Origin of the sequence: Gluconobacter sp., assembly GCF_047723935.1 — a bacterium.
Classification (GTDB): Bacteria; Pseudomonadota; Alphaproteobacteria; order Acetobacterales; family Acetobacteraceae; genus Gluconobacter.
The window spans coordinates 23,356-43,775 of sequence record NZ_JBDOBO010000021.1; the positions used below are offsets into that span (position 1 = coordinate 23,356).

The following is a 20,420-nucleotide window of genomic DNA, read 5'->3' on the forward strand; positions in this document are numbered from 1 at the left end:
AGATGGGGCGTTTTAGCCGCCCCTGAGAATGTCCATGCAGTCGGCCGCGACATTGCGCAGATGTGTAACCATGGCTGCGCGTGCGGCCTCGCGATCGCCTGCAAGCAGGGCATCTACAATGGCCAGATGCTCAGATGTGGAAGAGGGGACGCGACCGAGGGGGTAGGTGACTTCGCACAGCCGGGTAAGGGTACGGAGTTCGTCGATCGTACGGAGAAGAACACTATTTCCTGAAACTGTCGGGAACATGCGGTGAAGCCGGTCATCAAGCTGCCATTGGGCGGCGGTCTGGTCGGGAGTTTTTCCCAGTTCCACAATGTCGCGACGCAGTTCCTCGAGCGTGGCGCGGTCGAGTTTGTCGAACGAGAGGGCGATGGCTTCGCTCTCTAGAATTTCACGGATATGAATGGCCTGAAAAAACTCAATAGCCGAGACATTACGGACGGCAAAAGAGCGCGATCCCTGTTTGATCAGGAGGTCTTCGGCAGCAAGGCGCATCAGGGCTTCGCGCACAGGTGTGCGGGAAATTTCGAGATGGTCCGCAAGACGGCCTTCCACGACTGACATGCCGCTGGGTAGCTTTTTCTCAAGGATCATACGTTTAATCTGCGTGTAAGCCAGTTCTGCGAGATTCTGCTCGCGATCGGCCACCATGTAATCGCTCATTACGGTCCTTCCACTGTCATGGCAGTTTTCAATGCAGTTGACAGTTCCTGCCATTCTTCTGGAGCGATGATATCAGAAGCCTTGCGCGTGCGGCAGGAGGGCCATTTATCCTGCATGACCAGGCAGGCTTTCAACCGTAGGGTGGCTCGTCCCCCTGGAGCACGGCCGTAGATCAGGTTGGCGAGGGGCTGGACAGCTTCATGGATCTTTTGCGCGGCAAGCAGGTCGTTTGCACGTATGGCGCGGAACAGACCGGCCATGGCCTTTGGCAGAATAGCGGCCAGGCTGACGAGACTACCGGTGGTGCCGATAGCAAAACAGGCAAGGAGATGTTCGTCTCCCGATGCCATAACGTCTACGTGTGGCGCGATGCGTGCGGCTAGTCTGCGGTGTCGGTCATAGGCATTGGCTTCCCAACTGCCTTCCTTGACGGCAACGACCCCCGGAAGCCTTAACAAAGCTTCGAGAATTGGTAGGGAATAGGCCATACCTCCGCTGCTGATCGAGGACTGATAAAGCATGATCGGGACGTCAACCGTTTCACAGATCGCGGTGTGATGGGCGATAATGGCATCGGCGTCCTGTGAGACGGCCCAGGAAAAGGGTGGAAACACAAGAAGTGCGTCAGCGCCGGCAGCTACGGCGTCCCGTGCGTGCTCGCAGGCTTCATCAAGGTCTTCGGAAAGGACACCGGAGACAATGATCCGTGTTTTTCCGATGGTTTCCGTAGCCAGTTCCACCACCCGGCGCTTTTCGGCTCGGGTCAGAAGATGGTTTTCGCCAGCATGACCGTTGCAGAGAATACCGACAATGCCTTGGGGCGCAGTGCACTCTGCAAGATGCTGACTGAAAAGGGCTTCATCCAGCGTGTCATCAGCCAGAAAAGGCACAAGCGTGGCGGCGTAAACGCCCCGGAACGGCGTAGGAGACGCGGGAATCATAGCTGGGCTCTGGTGGCTGAAGAGGGGGAGAAACGTGAGGGATTAAAGGCGCTTAAGTCGGGATCGGCGCCGAGAATGCGCTCGGCAAGGAGACGACCCATGTAGGGGCCGCTGGTAAAGCCCGAGTGGACGCAGCCAACAACAAAGGCATCATCATCAGGTGTAAGAGCGCCTATCAGCGGCATGGCATCTGGAGTTTCAGATTCCAGTCCCAGCCATACCCGAAGGATCTGTGCCTCGTTCAGACGAGGGACGACATGCTGGGCGAGGCGGACGTTACCCTGAAGATTTTCGGGAATGACGCGGGTGCCACCGTCACGAATGTTGCCTTCACCCTGCCAGCCTCCGCCAATCAGGACACTGCCATTGGCGAACTGTTTGAGTGAAAGCAGACCGTTGGCGATGCTCAGTACGCTTCCCATGACAGGTGGCAGAGTTTCTGTAACGACGAGTTGGTTGATAAGGCAGCGGATTGAAATGTCATGTCCAAACCAGCCAAGCATCTTTTCCAGCCAGGCACCGGTACTAAGAACCACACGGCGCCCGTGTATGGCGCGCGCGTGACCAGTGAGGCGGATTTCATGACCTTGTCCTCTTACGGAAGAAATACTTTCGACGGGAGCATTCTCGATGAGAGTGATACCAGCTTCTTTTAATGCGCGGGCATAGGCTCCTCCGACGCGATAGGTCGGGATATGACCATCCAGCGCACAATAGGCGGCGGCACGCAGACGGGGATTTACGCCTGGTTCAATGCTGACGGCTTTTTCTGCCGAAATAACCTCAATAGGTGCACCCATATTTTGACGGACGCTCGCGCGCTGTCGAAGAAGATCTTCTTCTGCTTCGGTAAAAGCCATGGACAGCCCTGGCGTGGCTAAGGCACCGACATCCTCGCCCAGCCATTCTGCGCTGTTGAGCCACATTTCCCGCCCACGAATGGCGTGAGGAATGAGTTGCGCACGCGTCATGTGCAAAGTCAGTGTTCCAGCGTTAACACCTGAAGCAGCACGAAACATATCTTGCCGGTCAACTAGAGCGACTTTCAGGCCTGCACGAGCGAGAAATAGGGCAGTAGTAGCCCCCATGACACCCGCCCCGATGATGATGGCATCATAGATCACTGGTGATTCATGAAATGCGACGGTCATAGCGGAGCCGCCTTTGGTAAAGGGATATCGGAATAAGCGAACTCTCCGGTTACGGAGGTCAGGGGCAGTGGAAAGAAAGGTATGCGGGCCGTGAAGCTGCCCGCCTCTTCGGGAGTGCTGTTGCAGGCAGCCGTAAGAAGAGCACGCGCGCTGTCTTCACACATACGTCCTTGACAGGGCCCCATGCCGCAGCGGGTCCATGCCTTGAGCTGGTTCAAATCTTCTGCGCCAGACTGGATGGCGGTTCGTAATGTTCCAGCTTTTACACGCTCGCAGCGACAGACGATGGTATCATCAGGCAAACGGGCACCTATCGTACGCCCCGCGTTCATAAGCGGCAGCATTCGGCGGGAGACAGCATCAAGACGGCGAAGATGCCGGAGCGGCGTTGTGGTCAGGCGGGCATATGCCTTGGCTGAAATCAGCCTGCGATCGTGTGCGACTGCATGGGCCGTGACAAGGCCGCGTAGGCGGGCGACGGCCATGCCACGAATGCCCGCAGCGTCTCCCGTGACGTATAAATCGGGACGGCTTGTGCGACCTGCGACATCTGTGACGGGCTCGAGATAACCACCGAGTGAATCATAGCGGTGCTGAACACCAGCGGTTCGCGTAATGAGTGTCGAAGGCTTGAGACCATAGCCACATGCGGCGGCTTCGGCAGTGTAAAAGTGGTGACGCTCCGGATGGTCCATATCGCTGACCGTTAGAAGCAAGCCTGTCTCAGTTTCCTCCGCGGCCGACAGGAACGAGCGGTGATGGACTGGAATTCCAGCTTTGCGTAAGCGAAGCATCCACGCGGCAGCCTGCGTGAGGCGAGAGGAATCGAGCGTGAGCATGGCACCCAGCCGGGCCCAGTCGGCACGGTTGCCTGAATCTATAATCGCAGTGACTTTGCCGCCCATTTCAAGAACCTGATGGGCGACCGAAAAGAGAAGCGGCCCGGAGCCTGCAACTACGACACTTTGGCCTGGTAATGTTCCACCATTACGCATGAGAATACTGGCGCCAGCAAGGCCGGTAATGCGGGGTGTCGTCCAGCCTTGAAAAGGAAAGAATCGCTCAGTCGCACCATTGGCCACTACCACCGTAGAAGGCGGAATCTGGTCCATTCCATCAGGGCCAAGTAGGTCGAGTGTCAGGCTGGGAGATAGGCCCCAGACGCGGGTGGAAAGGCGGACCCGGACGTTCGAGGTGGCCAGCTTCTGGCGAAGGGCGTCGCCTCCGCTGAATTCATGGTTGGGTGGAACTGTCTGACGTGCATAAGAAGAGGGAGCACGAAAGATCTGTCCACCGGCTGAGGGCTGTTCATCGATAAGCGTGACAGGAAGGCCGTGGCGGGAAAGCGCAATGGCGGCGGTGCTGCCCGCAACTCCGCCACCGATCACGGTGACTGGGGATCGATCAAGCTTGGACATAAGGCGTAACGGTCATGTTCGGAAGGACGGAGGCTTTGCAGGCGTAATCGATCGCGCCATTGATAAGAACGCGGCATTCCTGACAACTCCCCATGAAACAGAAAGCGCCCCGCGGGGTGCCGTCGATACCGGATTGTCCAAGTTCGAGAATGCCTGAGCGACGAAGAGCCGCTGCAACAGGCTCCCCCTCAATGCCGTTTACCGTGCGGGTGCCCGATCGGCTTTGAAAAACAAAAGTGATCGGGGAGTTTTCGTTGCTCATCTGGATCGGTCCGGAGAAGAAAATTCTTCTAGAGGGTTTTCTATCGTATACATAACGTATATTCGAATTAGATCAGTGATCTGACAACCGCAACCCTAAAGTCGCACAGCATCAGGGAAACCTTTCTTGAGAGTGATCCGGATCAACCAGTTTCTGGGATTCTGCGCTGTCTGCAGTGTTCTTGCTTTCGGTAAAGCCGAAGCGAGGGAGAGCGCTGCCATCCGGGCGAGCGGTCATATCAATATCGGCGTGGAAGCCGGATTGCCGCCTTTGGGGCAATATGATGTTCGTAACGAGCTGGCGGGTTATGATGTCGATGTTGGGCAAGCCATTGCATTGGGGCTGGGTGTAGAACCACGTTTTGTCACGCTGTCGTCCAGTGGTCGCATTCCCTATCTGTTGGCAGGGAAGGTTGATATCGTTCTAGGCGGGCTGACGCGCACCCCGGAGAGAGCGCAGGTCATCGCGTTTTCCCATCCTCTTTATACCGAGCAGTTCGCAATCATTGCGCCAAAAGAGCGAGGTATTTCGTCGTTTACTGATCTGCTTTCAGGAATGCATCAGTTCGTGGAGGTCCGAGGATCAACGGCTGTGGCGTATCTGCGGGAGCATGCTCCAGAAGCGCCGATGCTGCTTCTGGATAGCTACGCGGATGCAATTCGGGCTCTTGCGCAGGGACGGGGAGATGCGATGGTCGATGTCATTGAATATGTTGGTCATTACTTACCGGTGCAATCACAGGTTCGGTGGACTGTCATTCGCGGGTTTGCACCGCCTGTCGGGGAGGACTGCATTGGCCTTGCCCGTAGAGACGTGACGCTGCGAGCAGATGTGAATCATATGCTTGAAGCAATGGAGCAGGACGGGCGGCTTGAGGCGATTTATCGCAAATGGTTCGACCCCGGTTCTGCGCAGGCAGTTCCATGAGTCAGCTAAATTTTCATCCGGTTCTGTTGCGGCTGCCTTTTTTGCTGGGGGGTGTAGGTGTCACAGTCTTGATTGCGACACTTGCTTTTGGGTTGGGGCTGTTTCTGGCTGTTCTTCTGGTCGTTTTGCGGTTTGAAAATAAAGGCTTCTGGTGCAAGGCAAGCCGCAGTTACAGCACAGCTTTGACCAATACACCGCAGCTCTCTCAGATTTTTGCGGTTTTCTATTGTCTACCTCTGATGGGACTGATGGTGTCACCGTTTCTGTCCGTTGTCATTGGAATGACGCTGAATGCGGCTGCGTATCTGGCGGATATTCTTGGGGCTGGTATGGCAAGGGTGCCCCCAGTCTATCATGAAGTGGCTCTGACGCTGGGCCTCAACCGTCGTCAGACCTATCTGCGGGTCATATTGCCGCATGTCGGACGCACGATGTTCCCGGCACTGGCCAATCACTTTCAGATCATGATTCTGGGAAGTGCAATGGCGTCTATCTTTGGTGTCGAGGACCTCACGGGCCGTGCCTATGATATCGGATCGACAACGTTTCGCATTCTGGAAGTCATGCTCGTGACCGGCGGTTTGTACGCCGTACTGTCCTTTGCATTGACAGGTTTTTTTGTGCTGTGTCGTCGCACAATGGAGCGCATGGTATGATTGCGTTCTCGCATTATGACATGGCGCTATTGCTGCAGGCGATGCTGCGGACGATCGTTCTGTCTCTTGGTGGAGGATGTCTGGGGATCGTCGGAGCAGTTCTCCTGACGGCGCTGCGGTTTTCAGCAGGGCGTGCGTTGCTGCCGCTTCGGGCACTGGCGGTCGCATATGTGCAGACCATCCGGCGGATTCCGTTCATCGTGACGCTTTATATTCTGTTCTTCTGTACGGGAATGGCAGGGGTAGACGTCTCAGCAACTGGAGTGGCGATCTGCTCAATCGGGTTGATTGCAGCGGGATATCTCTGCGAAATTTTGCATGGCGGGATCAATACGGTCCCGGTTGAACAGGTTGAGGCTGCACTGGCCTTAAACCTGCCAACCTGGGCGCGTTGGCGGTACGTGATCGGGCCACAGGCGATGTCGGCCGTGATTCCACCTGCTGTGGGATATCTGGTGCTCTTTATCAAGGATACGGCGTTGGCCTCGCAGATCGGCGTGGTGGAACTCAGCCAGGCCGGTGTGATCCTCTCCAGCCGCGGGCTGCCGTCAGCGCAGGTCTTCTGCGCGGTACTGCTGCTTTATTTCGTTATTTCCTATCCGCTGACCTGTCTGAGCCGTCTTCTGGAGAAACGCATTGCCGTACATTGATGTTCGGGACGTTTGTGTCCGTCATGGAAAGAACGAGACGCTCCGGGAGGCTGGGTTTGTGGCTGAACGCGGGGAGATCGTCAGCTTCATCGGGCCTTCGGGATCAGGAAAAACCACGCTGCTGCGAACCTTGATAGGGCTGCAACCTGTCGTGCGGGGAAGCATGACGGTGGATGGTCGTGTCGTCGATATGTCGGCGACAGGCGCTGCAAAAACCCTGCGAGACCAATCGGCGATTGTTTTCCAGCAGTTCGGGCTCTTTGGTCATATGTCAGTGTTGCGCAATCTGACCCTTGCACCGACCGTCGCGGCGAAACGAACGCGCACGGAGGCTGAGAATGAGGCGCGCGGGCTGCTCGAACGGCTGGGGCTGGGCGACAAGGCGGGTGCGCTGCCTGCAGACCTTTCGGGCGGTCAGAAGCAACGTGTTGCCATCGCACGTGCCTTGATGCTTCGGCCCGCGCTGTTGCTTCTGGACGAGCCGACATCAGCGTTGGACCCGCGGAAGGTTCATGAAGTCAGCGTGCTGCTGCGCGACCTCGCGCGTGACGGCATGACCGTCGTTCAGGTTTCGCATGCGATGAGTGTCGTCTCGTCACTGTCAGATCGGATCGTCCTGCTGGAGGATGGTCGCGTTCGGGCTGTGGGCAACGGCCTGAGAGAGGCCGCGCAAGAGCCCGATATCGCAGCGTTCATGAATACCCATGGCAGTGACCCCGGGGCTGGTCTGCCCGTGGGCCAGCTTGGCCCACAACAATGATGTCTCGAGTAATAAAGGAAAAATCCATGAAATTTCGCGGCACTTACACCGTCATGATCACGCCGTATGACAGCGAGGGACATATTGATGTTCCGGGGCTTCGACGCTTCACGGATTGGCAGATTGCTCAGGGGATCGCTGGTCTTATTCCGCTCGGTTCCACAGGAGAGTTCCTGTCACTGACGGATGATGAGCGCACGCTTGTTGCACAGACAGTGATCGAACAAGCCGCAGGACGTGTTCCGGTGTTTATCGGCACGGGCGCAGAAAACACCTATGACGTGATCCGCTACAGTCAGGAGGCCGAGCGCCTGGGTGCGGATGGCGTGATGATCATTCCGCCATTCTACTCCACGCCAACAGACGATGAACTTTTTGTTCACTATCGCCGTATCTCGGATGCGATTGGCCTGCCGATCATGCTTTACAACAACCCGGCAACAGCAAATGTGGACCTTAAGCCCGAACTGGTGGCACGTCTGTCGCATATTGATAACTGCTGCCTGATCAAGGAATCCACAATGGATGTCACCCGCGTACGGGACATCATCCGTCTGTGTGGTGATCGGCTATCAGTTTTTGGCGGGATCATGGGCTTCGAGAGTTTCCTTGAAGGAGCGATCGGCTGGGTCGCTGTCGCGTCCAACGTGGCGCCACATGTCATGAGTGAGATTTTTAATCTCTCTGATGGGTACAAGGACATTGGCAAAGCGCGGGAAATGTATTTCCGCCATGTGCCGCTGATCCAGTTCGTAGGCGGGCAGGGCTATGTTTCGGGGACGAAAGCTCTCCTGAAACATATGGGATTCGATGTTGGCGGCCCGCGTGCCCCGCGCCTGCCGCTGCCGGCTACGGACGATGCCCGTGCGCTTCAGATTGTTAAGGATCTGGGCCTCCGGTTCGAAGAAGGTGCCTGAAATGGCTAAGGGGGCTCTGTCACGTGTGTTGCGAGGCAAAGGGCTGTTTTGTGCGGTTCTGTGTTTCGGGTGGCAGGCAGCGCAGGCCACACCATGCCCGACTGTAGTCCCTGGCTTGATTTCGCCAGGTCAGCTTGTCATGGCGACCAATCCAACGCTGCCGCCATTGCAATATGTGACGGTAGATGGGCGGATTGCCGGTATGCGGATGGAACTGGGAGACGAACTGGCTCGCAGGCTCTGTCTGAAGCCGGTCTTTCTCTCGACCTCTTTTGCGCAACTCACGCTTGGCCTTCTCGAAAAGCGCTGGGACGTTATCAACACTGGAATGTTCTATACGTCTCAGCGCGCAAAGCTGATGGAGATGATCCCCTACGAGATTCAGGCGATCAGTGTATCCCTGAATAACGATACGACCCTTCGTCCGGCCCGACTTGAGGACCTTTCCGGCACATCAGTTGGGGTGGAAATGGGGGGGATCGAAGAGCGTCATGCACGCGAAGCAGATCAGGCGCTCCGAGCGAGCAACCGGCCAGGGCTTGAAATTAAAACGTTCCAGAATGTTGGGATTGCCTTCGCTGCTTTGCGGGCAAAGCAGATTACAGCCGTGCTTTCTATTGATGCTGTAGCGCAGCGCAATGCTCATCAGGGAGGCGTCCGGCCTGTTCTGGCGGGGCTGTATCCCACAGCGGTAGCGTTAGCGCTCCGCGATCCGGCGCTGGCACAGCAACTGGCGTCGGTTCTGGAAGGCATGCGGCAGGATGGCACGCTGGCCCGTCTCATGGCGCCTTATGGCGTTGCTCCGTTCCCGGGGCACATCACAGTTTCCAAGCCTCATTTTTCCGACAACACACGCTAATTTTCATACGCTGAAACGGGGCATCGACATGCAGATCTGGAGTTGGCAGGGCTTCTTCACCTATCTCGGCAGCCCGTATATTTTTCGCGGAGCACTTCTCACCGTCTACATGACGGCGGTCGCGATGGTGCTAGGGTTTCTTCTGGGGCTTATTGTTGCACTTATGAAACGATCTCGCCGCCCTTTGCTGTCTTGGCCTGCGCGCTTTTATGTCTGGTTTTTCAGGGGCACGCCTTTGCTGGTACAGCTTGTGGTAATCTACGCCGGATTGCCCAAGTTGGATATCCGTTTGAGCGTAATGGCGTGCTCGATTATCGGCTTAACGCTGAATGAAGCGGCCTATCTGGCAGAAATCATCCGTTCGGGACTTAATGCCGTGCCTGCAGGGCAGATTGCGGCAGCGCGCGCGCTGGGTTTGAGCGAACGACAGATCGCTTGGCGTATCGCATTTCCGCAGGCGTTTCGTCTTGTTATTCCGCCTTTGGGCAATTCAGTGAATGGCCTGCTGAAAACGACAAGTGTGACGTCCGTTATTTCCATGGAAGAACTCATGCAACGCAGCCAGATCCTTGTGCAGGATCAGTTCATGGTGCTGGAGCTGTTTTCGGTAGCGGCGTTGTATTACTTACTAATGACCACAGCGTGGGATTTTCTTCAGCGCCGGATTGAGCGTTATGCTGAGCGTCCGTATCTCCGACAGCAGCGTCTGATCCCGGAAGATATCATCAGTTTGCCTGTCAGCACACAGGATGCGCGCTGATGGCTGACACTCTGAGTTTCACGTTTGATGGCAATACGCTTTCAGCGAAGCCAGGCCAGACTCTGACGGCTGCTTTGGTGGCGGCGGGAAAAATTGTGCATCGCGTAGCATCTGATGGTTCGGCACGCGGACCGCTGTGCGGCATTGGGGCATGTCAGGAGTGTCTGCTAAACGTGGACGGGCGGATGTCCCTCCGTGGATGCATGACGCCAGTGCGAGAAGGAATGGTGGTCCATCGCAATGCACGCCTGCCGGATGTCACAATCGCGCAGGCACTGGCTACGGATGTCATCGATGGCGAACAGAACCAGTTGGTCGAGCATACATGTGACGTTCTGGTAATTGGTGCGGGGCCAGCAGGTTTAGTCGCAGCGACAAAACTGGCTGAGGGGGGGCTGGACGTTCTGCTGCTTGACGAGCGGCATATTCCGGGTGGTCAGTATTTCAAGCAGAATGCCGTAAATCCGCAGCATCAGGATAGTCAGGCTCGCCGAGGGCGGGCGCTGATTGAAGCCATGCAGCAGAGCGGTGCGCAGTTGTGGCACGATACGCTCGTCTGGTGTGCCTATCGCGAACAAGGTGCGCTCGTCATCGGTGGTCTCAGGGATGGTGAAGCGTTTTATATTCGGCCAAAGCGGATCGTCATAGCGACTGGTGGGCAGGAAACACCCCAACCCAGGCCCGGTTGGACGCTTCCGGGCGTGATGACAACCGGTGCTGCTCAGACATTACTGCGGGCCTATGAGACGGTTTCGCCCGGCCGGATTCTTGTCGCTGGAAACGGTCCGCTCAATCTGCAGCTTGCGGCCGAACTGGTCAGGCGGGGTGCTGAGGTGGCTGCCGTCGTGGAGGCCGCGCCTGATCCTATGACGCGGGCTGTTCTAACTGGCCAGCTTTCAGCGGCTTCCCCACGGCTGGCTCTTTCTGGTGTGCAGCATCTGTTGACGCTTCGCCGGGCTGGAGTTCCCGTACTGTGGAGCAGTGTCGTGACACGCATTGAAGGAAACGAGCGTGTCGAACGAGCCTGCGTACGGAACGTGGACGGTCAAAACCGTTGGTTGGATATACAGACGGTCTGTCTTGGTGACGGCTTTGTCCCGGCGGGAGAATTGCCCCGGCTGCTGGGGTGTCAACAGCAGGTGCGGACGTGGCCAGTCATTCATCCTGAAACCGGGCGTACTCCCGACGGGCGCACGGATCAGCACGATGTCTTCATTATCGGTGAAGCGGGACGCTTTGGCGGGGCTCTTCTTGCACAGGCTCAGGGCGAACTGTGTGCGGGACGACTTTTGGAACTGGAGCGACGGGAGGCTTCGAAGGGCTTGGAACGGGCCCTGCGGATCTATCGGCGAAGCGAGCGTTTCCAGTCTCTTCTATGGAAACTCTACAGTCCTGTCATCACGTTGCCCTCACCGGAAGGCCAAATGGTTCTATGTCGATGTGAATGCGTTTCAGCGGGGACCGTCCTGGGGCGGATGGCAGAAGATGGCATTAACGATCTGGCCACTCTCAAGCGCACGACGCGGGCGGGAATGGGGCGTTGTCAGGGACGTTTCTGTCAGGCGGCACTGATGGCAGTTCTGCCTTCTGCGACCAGCGAGCGCGATTTTACAGCGCCGCAAGTTCCATTGCGTCCGGTGCCAGTGTCCGCGCTAGCTCGTCAGAAGCCTGAGTGGCGCGGGCACCGTCGTGTGACCATTCCTTCGGGTCTCGGAACGCCGCTGCGGACACCCGAAATTTCTGACGAAATGGTGGATGTCGTCGTCGTTGGGGCTGGGATCGTCGGACTTTTTGCAGCCCTTTTTCTGGCTGAAGCAGGAAAGTCCGTCGTGGTGCTGGAAAAGGGGCGTGCAGGAGCCATGGCCTCGGGAGGGAATGCGGGAAGCCTGCATGCTCAACTTATGGCCTTCGACGCAAGTGCAGACAGTGATGGGCCGTCTATGCCTGCCCGGACACTGGCACTGCAGCGTGAATCGATCAGAATGTGGGAGGCGCTTCGGGGCCGGTTTGACCGGGATCTGGAAATCAAGATCTGCGGAGGACTGGTCGTTGCGGAAACAGACGCTGACATGACGCGCCTGCGGAGCAAGGTTGCGGTCGAGCAGTCTTTGGGCGTGGATGCACGGATCTTGGATCCGGATGAATTGCGGCGGATCGAACCCAATCTGCGTGAGGGGTTTCTTGGGGGAGCGTACTGTTTTGAGGAAGGTAAGATCAATCCGATGGCTGCGACGCAGGCCGTTTTGGCGCACGCCCGCAAGGCAGGCGTGTGCATCGAGGAATTGACGCCGCTGTCCGCGATTGATCGTGAAGGCAAACGGTTTGCCGTCCGGGCAGGCGCGCGGAGATGGTCGGCTGGTGCCGTGGTGAATGCGGCGGGTGCCTATGCGGGTGAGGTCGCAGGGCTTGTGGGACGGACACTGCCTGTTTTTGGCGCTCCGTTGCAGATGATTGTCACTGAACCTGTTGCTCCGCTGGTACATTCTCTTCTTGCCCATGCGAGCCGTCACCTGACGCTTAAGCAGGCGGCGAATGGCTCGCTATTGATCGGCGGTGGCTGGAGTGCGGGCCTCGATCCTGTGCATGGTCATCCCCGTCCGCTGCGGGAAAATCTTGAAGGCAATCTGTGGGTTGCTCAGCGCCTGGTTCCGGCTCTGGCTGCTGTTAATATCGTTCGGAGTTGGGCTGCCATGAACATTGATGTCGATGGGGCGCCCATTCTTGGGGAAAGCCCGGATGTTCCGGGCTTCTTTACGGCGGTGACAGCCAACGGCGTGACGCTGGCGCCTGCCATGGGTCGTCACGTGGCCGACATGCTGTTGGGGCGCTGCGAGCGGGCTGATCTGGGGATCTTTTCTCCAATCCGTTTTTATGGAAATCCGTCATGATCACACTTGAGAAGGTGACAAAATCCTACGGTGCTTTTCAGGTGCTCAAAGGATGTTCGGCAAAGATCTCCAAAGGGGAGGTCGTAGTTGTCTGCGGGCCGTCCGGTTCTGGGAAATCCACGCTTATCAAATGCATCAATGCGCTCGAAACGTTCGAAAGCGGCCAGATCTACGTGGATGGAATGGCAGTTCGTTCAGCGCAGACCAATCACTCGGCGCTAAGGGCGAAGGCGGGGATGGTCTTCCAGAGCTTTGAACTGTTTTCACACCTGACCATTCTGGAAAACATAATGTTGGCGCCGCGCATTGTGCAGAAGCGTAACAGCGCCGAAATCCGCCCTTTGGCGGAAGCGTTGTTGCGTCGTGTTGGTCTTGAGCGTCATGCGAGCAAGTATCCAATTGCGTTGTCAGGTGGCCAGCAGCAGCGTGCAGCGATCGCACGGGCTCTTGCGATGAAGCCGGATGTCATGCTGTTCGATGAGCCAACTTCCGCACTGGATCCAGAGATGGTTCAGGAAGTCCTTCAGGTCATGACAGAATTGGCGCGCGATGGAATGACCATGATGTGCGTGACGCACGAAATGGGATTTGCACGCCAGGTAGCGACACGGATCCTGTTCGTGGACGCGGGTGAGATTGTTGATGACTGTCCGGCGGAGGATTTCTTTGCAGGAAAATGCTCGCCGCGTGCCCAGTCTTTTCTACGCTTCGAAGAGGTTTCGTAAAAAAGTTAAAAATTTTTCGCATGGGCGTAACATTCCGCTTCTTGATCGAATTCATTCGGTATACAAAGAGAATATGAATCGAGGACGGAACGAAGATCCGATGGGAGGCGCTATGCTGGGAAACGATTCCTGTTGTGAAAAGACGGTGGCCAATCGCCTCGGTGGCGTCATTGATCGTGACTTCGATGCGCGGCAGGTTCCTTTCCTGCAGGCGCTCGTCGGTGTTCCTTCGGACAATCCACCCGGCGACTGCGCGCCGCATGCTTATTTTTCGGCTGAGCGCCTGAAAGACCTTGGCTTTGAGGTCGAGTGTCATCCTGTTCCACAGAGCGTTGTGGGGCAGTATGGCATGAAGAGTGCCACGAATCTGATCATTCGGGAGCGCTTTGGCGATGGATCTGGGCCGGTCGTTGCCCTCAATGCACATGGTGATGTAGTCCCGCCGGGAGACGGATGGACTCATGATCCCTATGGGGGTGTTATTGAGGATGGACGGTTGTATGGGCGCGGTGCGGCGGTTTCAAAGTCTGATTTCGCGACCTATGCTTTCGCGCTTCAGGCTTTGCGGGAAGTCTGTACCGATCTGTCAGGAACGGTTGAACTCCATCTGACCTATGATGAAGAAATAGGTGGTCACGTCGGTCCCGGATGGCTTCTTTCTGAGGGGCTGAGCAAGCCGGATTACGTCATCAGCGCTGGTTTTACCTATGATGTGATGATCGCCCACAATGGTAGCCTTCAGTTGGATATCATATTCACGGGCAAGTCTGCGCATTCTGCCTGGCCTGAAACAGGTGCGGATGCGATCGAAACGGCCTGTCGGGTGATGACAGCGCTCTATACTTATCGTGACGGTCTGTCTGAACATCGAAGTGCCATCGAGGGGATCGACTCTCCTACGCTTGTGATCGGGACAATTGAGGGAGGCATTGCCGCCAACGTTGTGCCTGCCCAGGCGCAGTTCCGTTTGGAACGACGGATATTGCCTGACGAACAGGCTGCTGACGTTGAAGCAGAGTTGCGGCGCGTGATTGCTCAGGCGGCAGATATGCCCGGTGTGGAGTGTGTTGTGTCGCAACATCTTCTGGCTTTGCCACTGGTGCCTACAGAAGGTCAGGCACCGCTGATCAAAGCATTACAGGATGCTGCGGAAGCCGCCTTTGGCGAACGGATTGCCCAGAAAGGCATGCCGCTCTTCACCGATGCACGGATCTACAGCAATTGGGGCTGCCCGACTGTTCTGTATGGGGCCGGGCCGCGCCGTCTACAGGATGCCAATGGCCATCGCGCCAACGAACACGTGGTTCTCGAAGACATGCGACGCGCGACAAAAGTGGTTGCAGGGGCGCTTTCGCAACTCCTGCGTTCCGAAGCTGCGTGATCCTTAACGTCTTTTGAATGTTCGACGCGGAAAGAGCCTCGTTTGAGAAGACTTCCGCATCGCCTTGAAAAAACCGACTGATATCCCTGCGCGGGCAGGGCAATGGAGCCGATTATGAACATCAGGAAATTTGCGCTTTATTCCACCTTCCTTTCAGTCAGTTTCGGCACCAGCCCGCTTCTGGCTGAAACGATAAGCGTGCCAGCAGGGCAGGTGAAGGCGCCCACGCACAAGGCGTTCCAAAAGCCTGCAACCGTGCGTCCCGCTACCCAGAAGGCTCTGGCCCGTGCTCATCAAGTAAAGTCCATTTCTGGTGGTGAAGAAGGTCTGATCGTCACGGGTACTCACGCCACCAACCGCCATGCTCGTCAGAGCACAAGTCCCATCACAGTTCTTTCTGGAGCTGCGTTGCGTCGGTCTGGCATGATGAATCTGGCTGAGGCCCTGACGAAAACCTATCCTTCCATCAACATGAGTACGATGGGCAATGACGCAGGTGCGTTGACGTCATTCATCCGAATGCGGGGCCTTAATCCGAATCAGGTTCTGGTTCTGGTAGATGGCAAAAGGCGTCATACTACTGCAAACATCAATGCTGACGCCGGGCCGAACTTTGGTGCCACTCCAGTTGATTTGAACATGATTCCTTCGAATATGATCGATCATATCGAAGTGCTCGAGGACGGTGCTGCGGCAATGTATGGCTCCGACGCCATTGCTGGCGTTGTGAACATCATCACCAGGAAGCAGGATCATGGGCTGAACATGAGTGCCCAGACTGGCGCGAATGCTTATAATGGGGATGGTTGGCAATATCAGCTTAATGCTGATGGAGGTCTGAAGCTTGGGCGCGACGGTTATCTCCATATTTCCGGGCAAGTGTACCATACGGATCATTTCGTAACCAACACGGTAGATAACCGCTTGGCTGGTTATGTTCCGGCAGGGGCTGCCAACGAGCTCTACACGGGGTCGGTCAAGGTTCCCAAGAACTCCAACAAGATCATGAGCACGCCCGAGGAGACGCGCGAGAACCTCGGGATTGATTTCGGCAAGAAGCTGACGGACAACGTCGATTTTTACGGTCAGGTCACTTACGCGCACCGTCATGCCGAAGCATACGAGAACTATCGTATTCCTTCTGGGAGCAGCGCGAGTAATCCGGAACTTTTCCCATATGGCTATTCGCCATTGGAGACGATCGACGAGAACGACTATGCAGCAACCCTCGGTCTGAAGGGGCGTCATCTCTTCGGATTCGACTGGGATCTAAGCAGCACCTGGGGCGAGGATCTGGATAAGATTTCCAACCAGAATACGACCAACCCGAACATGTATGCGACAACGGGCTACTCACCGACCACTGTGCGGACATCGAACTTCCGACTAGCCCAATGGACTAATAATCTCGATTTTCGCCGGAATTTTAATATCGCGAATGTTGTGCCGATGACGCTCGCATTTGGTGGTGAGCACCGGCTTGAGCAGTATACTATTCTTGCTGGTGAACCGGCGTCTTATGAATATGGGGGAACTTCGGCCCTCGCTGGCCTGACGCCGCAGGATGCGGGGAAGTGGGACCGTGATGTCTGGGCGGCATATCTGGATGGTGATTTCCACCCGCTGAAGAACTGGGATCTGGATTTCGCCGGTCGTTTTGAGCACTATACCGATGTCGGCAATACCGAGAACGGCAAGGTTTCGACCCGTTATGATATCACGCGCCGTATTGGCCTGCGTGCGACCATCAGCAACGGCTTCCGTGCGCCAACGATGGCCGAGCAGCATTACAGTGCCATTAACGTTGGCCCGACATCAGTTCTGGGGCTGCTACCAGTTTCGTCGTCCGAAGCGCGTGCGACGGGCGCCACACCCCTGAAGCCTGAACGTTCCACCAGTGCGACGGGTGGTATCGTACTTGAACCAATTGATGGATTTCATATTGAAACGGATGTTTACCAGATCAACATTCGTGACCGTGTTGTTCAGGGCGGCAACGTGACGGGAGCACCAGCCATTGCAGCTCTTGAAGGAATGGGTGTTTCGTTACCAGCCTTAACGCAGATTTCTGAAAATTCCGTGCAGACCTATTACTTCACAAACGGAGCCAGCACACGGACGCAAGGGCTTGATATCAAGGCGGATTATATGTTCCGCTTGCATCGTTATGGTAATCTGACGCTGTCCATGGCACTGGATCTGAACCGCACGCGTTTGACGCATAACGGTATGTCTTCAACGGGGTCTCCGTTGCTGAACGCTCAGAACATTGCGTATCTCACTACGGCGTATCCGCGTAGCAAGATTATTCTGAACGCTCTCTGGACTGTTGGAAACTGGGATATCAATGTTCGTCAGACGCGTTACGGCGAGACGACTGGGATGATGACGTATCAGGACTGGACGCCAACAGCATCAATCTGCCCGATCGACGGAAAGCAGCTTGCCCAGTCCAGTTCCTGCTTTGCCCAGTTCAAGAATTCACCCCGGTGGTTGACGGATCTTGAGATTGGATATCGTTTTAATTCGCGCTGGCATGTCGCTGTAGGTGCGAATAACGTGTTCAATATCCGACCGCGTAAGCTGCCAGGCGAACTGAACCAGCTTGGCGCCAATCCGTATGATACTTTCTCATCGCAGGTCCCGATGACGGGTGGCTATTACTATGGACGTATCAACTTCACGCTCTGAAGAAAGAGTTATGGGGGAGTGGGTCATTACTGACCCACTTCGTTTTTTTCTTTTTTCGAAGTATACGACAGATGTGTCATTGGTGGGCCACTGGCGATTTTCGCTCAGATGATGGGCGTCCTAGTTGCGAGGAAAGTAGAGCATCATGATTGATGCGACTTACCCTAAAGCACACCGCATCGATCAAGGCATATGACCGCTCAGTTTCTTCATGGAAGAGGGACTGATCAGTAATTATATCGGTGTCACTACCCGTCTGGACAGCCTTGCCGCAGCACAATTGATGCCGAGAGATCGGGTTATAACGTTGACTGGTTCAGGGACGCCTTGCAGGAAAAGGGCATCAAGCCCTGCATCTCGGGCCAAAAATCCCGGAACAAGGCTGTCAAATAACGACAGGCGCCGCTGCAGACGGCGCAACTGCATCTAGATCATGTTCGGACGTCTTAAGGACTGCCGCCGCGTTGTGACCGGCTACGACAGATACCCCACAACTTTCTTCTCCGGCATTGTACTCGCTGCCATTGTCATCTTCTGGCTCTGATCAATGCGTCCTGACCTTGGAGTGTCTTCGGAAATTAATGGAATAAATTTTTTCTGATAGTTGGATTAGCCCCATCTTTTTAAGGATGGGGCAAGGATACTTGTGGATTTAGAATTAAGCCGTAATTGCGCTGGTTGTTTTTGTTGTATCATTTAACAAATAAGGGCCACTGGCCAACACTTGGATAGCCAGTATTGCAATACTGTCAGGAGACCTCTTACCCAAATCAAGAAACCCATTTCCAGTCGTCCAGCGCAAATTTTCCTGTTCCAGATTGTTCCAGCCATCCAAAATTCCGGAGGTATAGTGATCCGTAAGATTTTTGGAATGGCTGTTTTCGAAAAGGGTAATTTGGCCTACGAGGACTCCAAGTTGACGACGGTCATCAACGAAAGGGCCGATAGTGTCGCACGGGCGCGATGCACGAGACACGAGGCGTACAGTTTTGGCACTGGCCGGTATCATAAAGACCATGCGTCCGTTGGCTTCACGAGCCTTGCGAATAACAGTACCGTTATTAGTAACAAGATGAAGATCTGAATTGCTTGTTAAATTGGATTGCTTTGCAGATTTCGACAGTTGTGCAGTTTTGTTGGCTCGCTCTTGAAGCTGATGGAACAGGGGCTCAACAAAAGAGCGGTCAACATCCAAAGGTGCCGCTGCGTCGCCTTCCCAGCTTTTTAAAGGCCCTCCAAAATTCACTACATTTCCTTCCTGCCGAAAGGTATGGCGATTGCCTGTGTCCAGATAGCTTTCCGTGAGAACACCATCTGATATGATAACAGAATGTTGGTCCGTTTCTACATGGTAATATTCATATGACGTAATGCTTTTGTCATAAAAAATAGTCTCTCCATTTACCAGCATACGTGCAGGTACGAACTTGCCATTAAAAAAGAGGCAATGCTCTGGCGTGATCAGCATGTCTTTATAGGGAACGCCATCGCTAATCGCATTCTGTAGAATGCGTACAGGGTAACCAGCTTCATCGTCGGGTAGACCATAGCGAATACTCGCCCGTGTTTTTCCAGCCCACACAACTGGACGAACAACGTTTTTGCCTTCTTTCCAATCGAATGCAATGACTTTGTCACCAGCCAAAATTTCTTCAACAGCTACATCGCCATCTGGCGTTTTGATCATGCTTCCTGCCAGAAAACAGGCACCAATATATGTGTTCCCATTAGAATAAGTGATTCTTAGAGGGTTGGTTACCAAATTCTGTGAGTTTGCAGCGTTGTCGAAGGTGCCCGTAGGAACATTGGCGCCGTCTGCAAGGGTTACGGAATAACTGGCAATATCTTGGCCGTCGCTTCCTTGAAGCGTAATGGTACGGGACGTTCCAGATCCAGAAATCACATAGCCCGAAACCGGAGCGACTGTATTCTCAATTTCTATTGTATTGTATCTGGGGTCATACCCGGTGATTGATGTTCCTGATAAGTTTAGGAAAACACCGCCACCATTTAAAACCAGGGTCCCGCCGCCGCTGGTAAAGTTAACGGTTGTACCCTGAAGAAGGCTGATGAGCTGCGTATTACCATTATAAGTTCCGCCATAGCCAATATTAATGGTAGAACCACTTAGGGCGCCGGCAACTAAGCCGCCTGAGAAAGAAGCCGTTCCACCATATATATCTATGGTGATAGCGGTTGCTGCATTGACTACGAAATTGATATTTGTCGTGCCGCCAATTGTAAAAGTAGGGGCAGACAAGGCCGAAAGAACAATATTAATCGTCCCGCTGGATCCAGGAACGGATACCCATTGGCCACCCAGGACGCTCAGAAGGCTACCATTTGTAGCGTTGGCTCCAGTCTGGATATGTGCAGCCAAGATACCATCCGGGACGCCAGTAAGCGTTTCAATGGTCTGTCCCGAAGAATCCTGAACTGTTACTGTCGAGTTTCCTGTCTTGGCACCAAATAGGCCAGTCTCTTCAGTAATGGTCCAGGTTGTTTCAATCTGTTTATTGCCGTTGGTATCCAGGACAGGATTACCTTCAGCATCAGTTACATACGTATAATAAGTTCCTGCACTACTCATGATTTTATTCCTTAAAATCTTCATTCTCGCAAACACGAACAATGGCCATGCTTGGGACGTTTGCAGAAACCAAACGCTAACGTCTAAAATTTCTTAAAGCAATAAACATCAAGCAAAAAACGATCACGATTACTTGATCTTTTGGTTTTTTCGTTTTTATATTTGGTTTGATTTATAA

General features: G+C 55.0%; 17 protein-coding genes and 1 pseudogene. 12 read left to right on the forward strand and 6 right to left on the reverse strand.

Features of this window, described 5'->3' with window-relative positions; translation table 11 throughout:
• Positions 1-12: 12 nt before the first annotated feature.
• From ABF979_RS09170 to ABF979_RS09190, 5 genes are read right to left on the reverse strand one after another with little or no spacing between them, the layout of a single operon-like run.
• Positions 13-666: a GntR family transcriptional regulator gene (locus ABF979_RS09170; protein WP_237390014.1), complete on the reverse strand. Its 654-nt coding sequence runs from the start codon at positions 664-666 to the stop codon at positions 13-15.
• Positions 666-1,607: a dihydrodipicolinate synthase family protein gene (locus tag ABF979_RS09175; RefSeq protein ID WP_415559310.1), complete on the reverse strand. Its 942-nt coding sequence runs from the start codon at positions 1,605-1,607 to the stop codon at positions 666-668. Before ABF979_RS09175 ends, ABF979_RS09170 begins: the two co-directional genes overlap by 1 nt.
• Positions 1,604-2,758 (reverse strand): NAD(P)/FAD-dependent oxidoreductase, encoded by a 1,155-nt coding sequence (locus tag ABF979_RS09180; RefSeq protein WP_415559312.1) that lies wholly within the window; start codon positions 2,756-2,758, stop codon positions 1,604-1,606. The genes ABF979_RS09175 and ABF979_RS09180 overlap by 4 nt, the downstream gene beginning before the upstream one ends.
• Positions 2,755-4,176, reverse strand: a complete 1,422-nt coding sequence (locus tag ABF979_RS09185; RefSeq protein ID WP_415559314.1) for an FAD-dependent oxidoreductase — start codon at positions 4,174-4,176, stop codon at positions 2,755-2,757. Before ABF979_RS09185 ends, ABF979_RS09180 begins: the two co-directional genes overlap by 4 nt.
• Positions 4,163-4,438 carry a 2Fe-2S iron-sulfur cluster-binding protein gene (locus ABF979_RS09190; protein ID WP_415559315.1) on the reverse strand — a complete coding sequence of 92 codons (276 nt, stop codon included), beginning with the start codon at positions 4,436-4,438 and terminating at the stop codon, positions 4,163-4,165. Before ABF979_RS09190 ends, ABF979_RS09185 begins: the two co-directional genes overlap by 14 nt.
• Positions 4,439-4,570: 132 nt before the next feature.
• On the opposite strand from ABF979_RS09190, the gene ABF979_RS09195 reads away from it, so the two are divergent.
• From ABF979_RS09195 to ABF979_RS09250, 12 genes and pseudogenes are all read left to right on the forward strand, one after another.
• A complete protein-coding gene (locus tag ABF979_RS09195) occupies positions 4,571-5,365 on the forward strand; it encodes a transporter substrate-binding domain-containing protein (protein WP_415559335.1) in 795 nt (264 codons plus the stop codon).
• Positions 5,362-6,021 (forward strand): amino acid ABC transporter permease, encoded by a 660-nt coding sequence (locus ABF979_RS09200; protein ID WP_415559317.1) that lies wholly within the window; start codon positions 5,362-5,364, stop codon positions 6,019-6,021. The genes ABF979_RS09195 and ABF979_RS09200 overlap by 4 nt, the downstream gene beginning before the upstream one ends.
• Positions 6,018-6,671: an amino acid ABC transporter permease gene (locus tag ABF979_RS09205; protein WP_415559319.1), complete on the forward strand. Its 654-nt coding sequence runs from the start codon at positions 6,018-6,020 to the stop codon at positions 6,669-6,671. Before ABF979_RS09200 ends, ABF979_RS09205 begins: the two co-directional genes overlap by 4 nt.
• A complete protein-coding gene (locus tag ABF979_RS09210) occupies positions 6,658-7,431 on the forward strand; it encodes an amino acid ABC transporter ATP-binding protein (RefSeq protein ID WP_415559321.1) in 774 nt (257 codons plus the stop codon). The genes ABF979_RS09205 and ABF979_RS09210 overlap by 14 nt, the downstream gene beginning before the upstream one ends.
• Before the next feature lie 26 nt (positions 7,432-7,457).
• Complete coding sequence (locus tag ABF979_RS09215) at positions 7,458-8,348, forward strand: dihydrodipicolinate synthase family protein (protein ID WP_215750180.1); 891 nt, start codon at positions 7,458-7,460, stop codon at positions 8,346-8,348.
• Between the two features lies 1 nt (position 8,349).
• Complete coding sequence (locus ABF979_RS09220) at positions 8,350-9,207, forward strand: transporter substrate-binding domain-containing protein (protein ID WP_415559323.1); 858 nt, start codon at positions 8,350-8,352, stop codon at positions 9,205-9,207.
• 28 nt (positions 9,208-9,235) lie between these two features.
• A complete protein-coding gene (locus ABF979_RS09225) occupies positions 9,236-9,967 on the forward strand; it encodes an amino acid ABC transporter permease (protein WP_415559325.1) in 732 nt (243 codons plus the stop codon).
• The gene (locus ABF979_RS09230; RefSeq protein WP_415559327.1) at positions 9,967-12,855 is read left to right on the forward strand and encodes an FAD-dependent oxidoreductase; all 2,889 of its coding nucleotides are present in this window, start codon (positions 9,967-9,969) and stop codon (positions 12,853-12,855) included. The genes ABF979_RS09225 and ABF979_RS09230 overlap by 1 nt, the downstream gene beginning before the upstream one ends.
• Positions 12,852-13,580 (forward strand): amino acid ABC transporter ATP-binding protein, encoded by a 729-nt coding sequence (locus ABF979_RS09235; RefSeq protein WP_202207978.1) that lies wholly within the window; start codon positions 12,852-12,854, stop codon positions 13,578-13,580. Before ABF979_RS09230 ends, ABF979_RS09235 begins: the two co-directional genes overlap by 4 nt.
• 112 nt (positions 13,581-13,692) lie before the next feature.
• A complete protein-coding gene (locus tag ABF979_RS09240; protein WP_415559330.1) occupies positions 13,693-14,961 on the forward strand; it encodes an ArgE/DapE family deacylase in 1,269 nt (422 codons plus the stop codon).
• A 114-nt stretch (positions 14,962-15,075) separates the two neighbouring features.
• A complete protein-coding gene (locus ABF979_RS09245; RefSeq protein ID WP_415559331.1) occupies positions 15,076-17,652 on the forward strand; it encodes a TonB-dependent receptor plug domain-containing protein in 2,577 nt (858 codons plus the stop codon).
• Positions 17,653-17,848: 196 nt separating this feature from the next.
• A pseudogene (locus ABF979_RS09250) lies at positions 17,849-18,196 on the forward strand (transposase); the annotation flags it as partial.
• 114 nt (positions 18,197-18,310) lie between these two features.
• Here the strand turns inward: ABF979_RS09250 and ABF979_RS09255 are convergent.
• Positions 18,311-20,242: a Hint domain-containing protein gene (locus ABF979_RS09255; RefSeq protein WP_415559333.1), complete on the reverse strand. Its 1,932-nt coding sequence runs from the start codon at positions 20,240-20,242 to the stop codon at positions 18,311-18,313.
• Between the last annotated feature and the right edge of the window lie 178 nt (positions 20,243-20,420).

Coding starts and splice junctions, on each gene's coding strand:
- ABF979_RS09215 (WP_215750180.1), top strand. CDS start 7,458: ATGAAATTTCGCGGCACTTACACCGTCATGATCACGCCGTATGACAGC.
- ABF979_RS09240 (WP_415559330.1), top strand. CDS start 13,693: ATGCTGGGAAACGATTCCTGTTGTGAAAAGACGGTGGCCAATCGCCTC.
- ABF979_RS09205 (WP_415559319.1), top strand. CDS start 6,018: ATGATTGCGTTCTCGCATTATGACATGGCGCTATTGCTGCAGGCGATG.
- ABF979_RS09230 (WP_415559327.1), top strand. CDS start 9,967: ATGGCTGACACTCTGAGTTTCACGTTTGATGGCAATACGCTTTCAGCG.
- ABF979_RS09200 (WP_415559317.1), top strand. CDS start 5,362: ATGAGTCAGCTAAATTTTCATCCGGTTCTGTTGCGGCTGCCTTTTTTG.
- ABF979_RS09190 (WP_415559315.1), bottom strand. CDS start 4,438: ATGAGCAACGAAAACTCCCCGATCACTTTTGTTTTTCAAAGCCGATCG.
- ABF979_RS09245 (WP_415559331.1), top strand. CDS start 15,076: ATGAACATCAGGAAATTTGCGCTTTATTCCACCTTCCTTTCAGTCAGT.
- ABF979_RS09175 (WP_415559310.1), bottom strand. CDS start 1,607: ATGATTCCCGCGTCTCCTACGCCGTTCCGGGGCGTTTACGCCGCCACG.
- ABF979_RS09170 (WP_237390014.1), bottom strand. CDS start 666: ATGAGCGATTACATGGTGGCCGATCGCGAGCAGAATCTCGCAGAACTG.
- ABF979_RS09235 (WP_202207978.1), top strand. CDS start 12,852: ATGATCACACTTGAGAAGGTGACAAAATCCTACGGTGCTTTTCAGGTG.
- ABF979_RS09185 (WP_415559314.1), bottom strand. CDS start 4,176: ATGTCCAAGCTTGATCGATCCCCAGTCACCGTGATCGGTGGCGGAGTT.
- ABF979_RS09225 (WP_415559325.1), top strand. CDS start 9,236: ATGCAGATCTGGAGTTGGCAGGGCTTCTTCACCTATCTCGGCAGCCCG.
- ABF979_RS09220 (WP_415559323.1), top strand. CDS start 8,350: ATGGCTAAGGGGGCTCTGTCACGTGTGTTGCGAGGCAAAGGGCTGTTT.
- ABF979_RS09180 (WP_415559312.1), bottom strand. CDS start 2,758: ATGACCGTCGCATTTCATGAATCACCAGTGATCTATGATGCCATCATC.
- ABF979_RS09255 (WP_415559333.1), bottom strand. CDS start 20,242: ATGAGTAGTGCAGGAACTTATTATACGTATGTAACTGATGCTGAAGGT.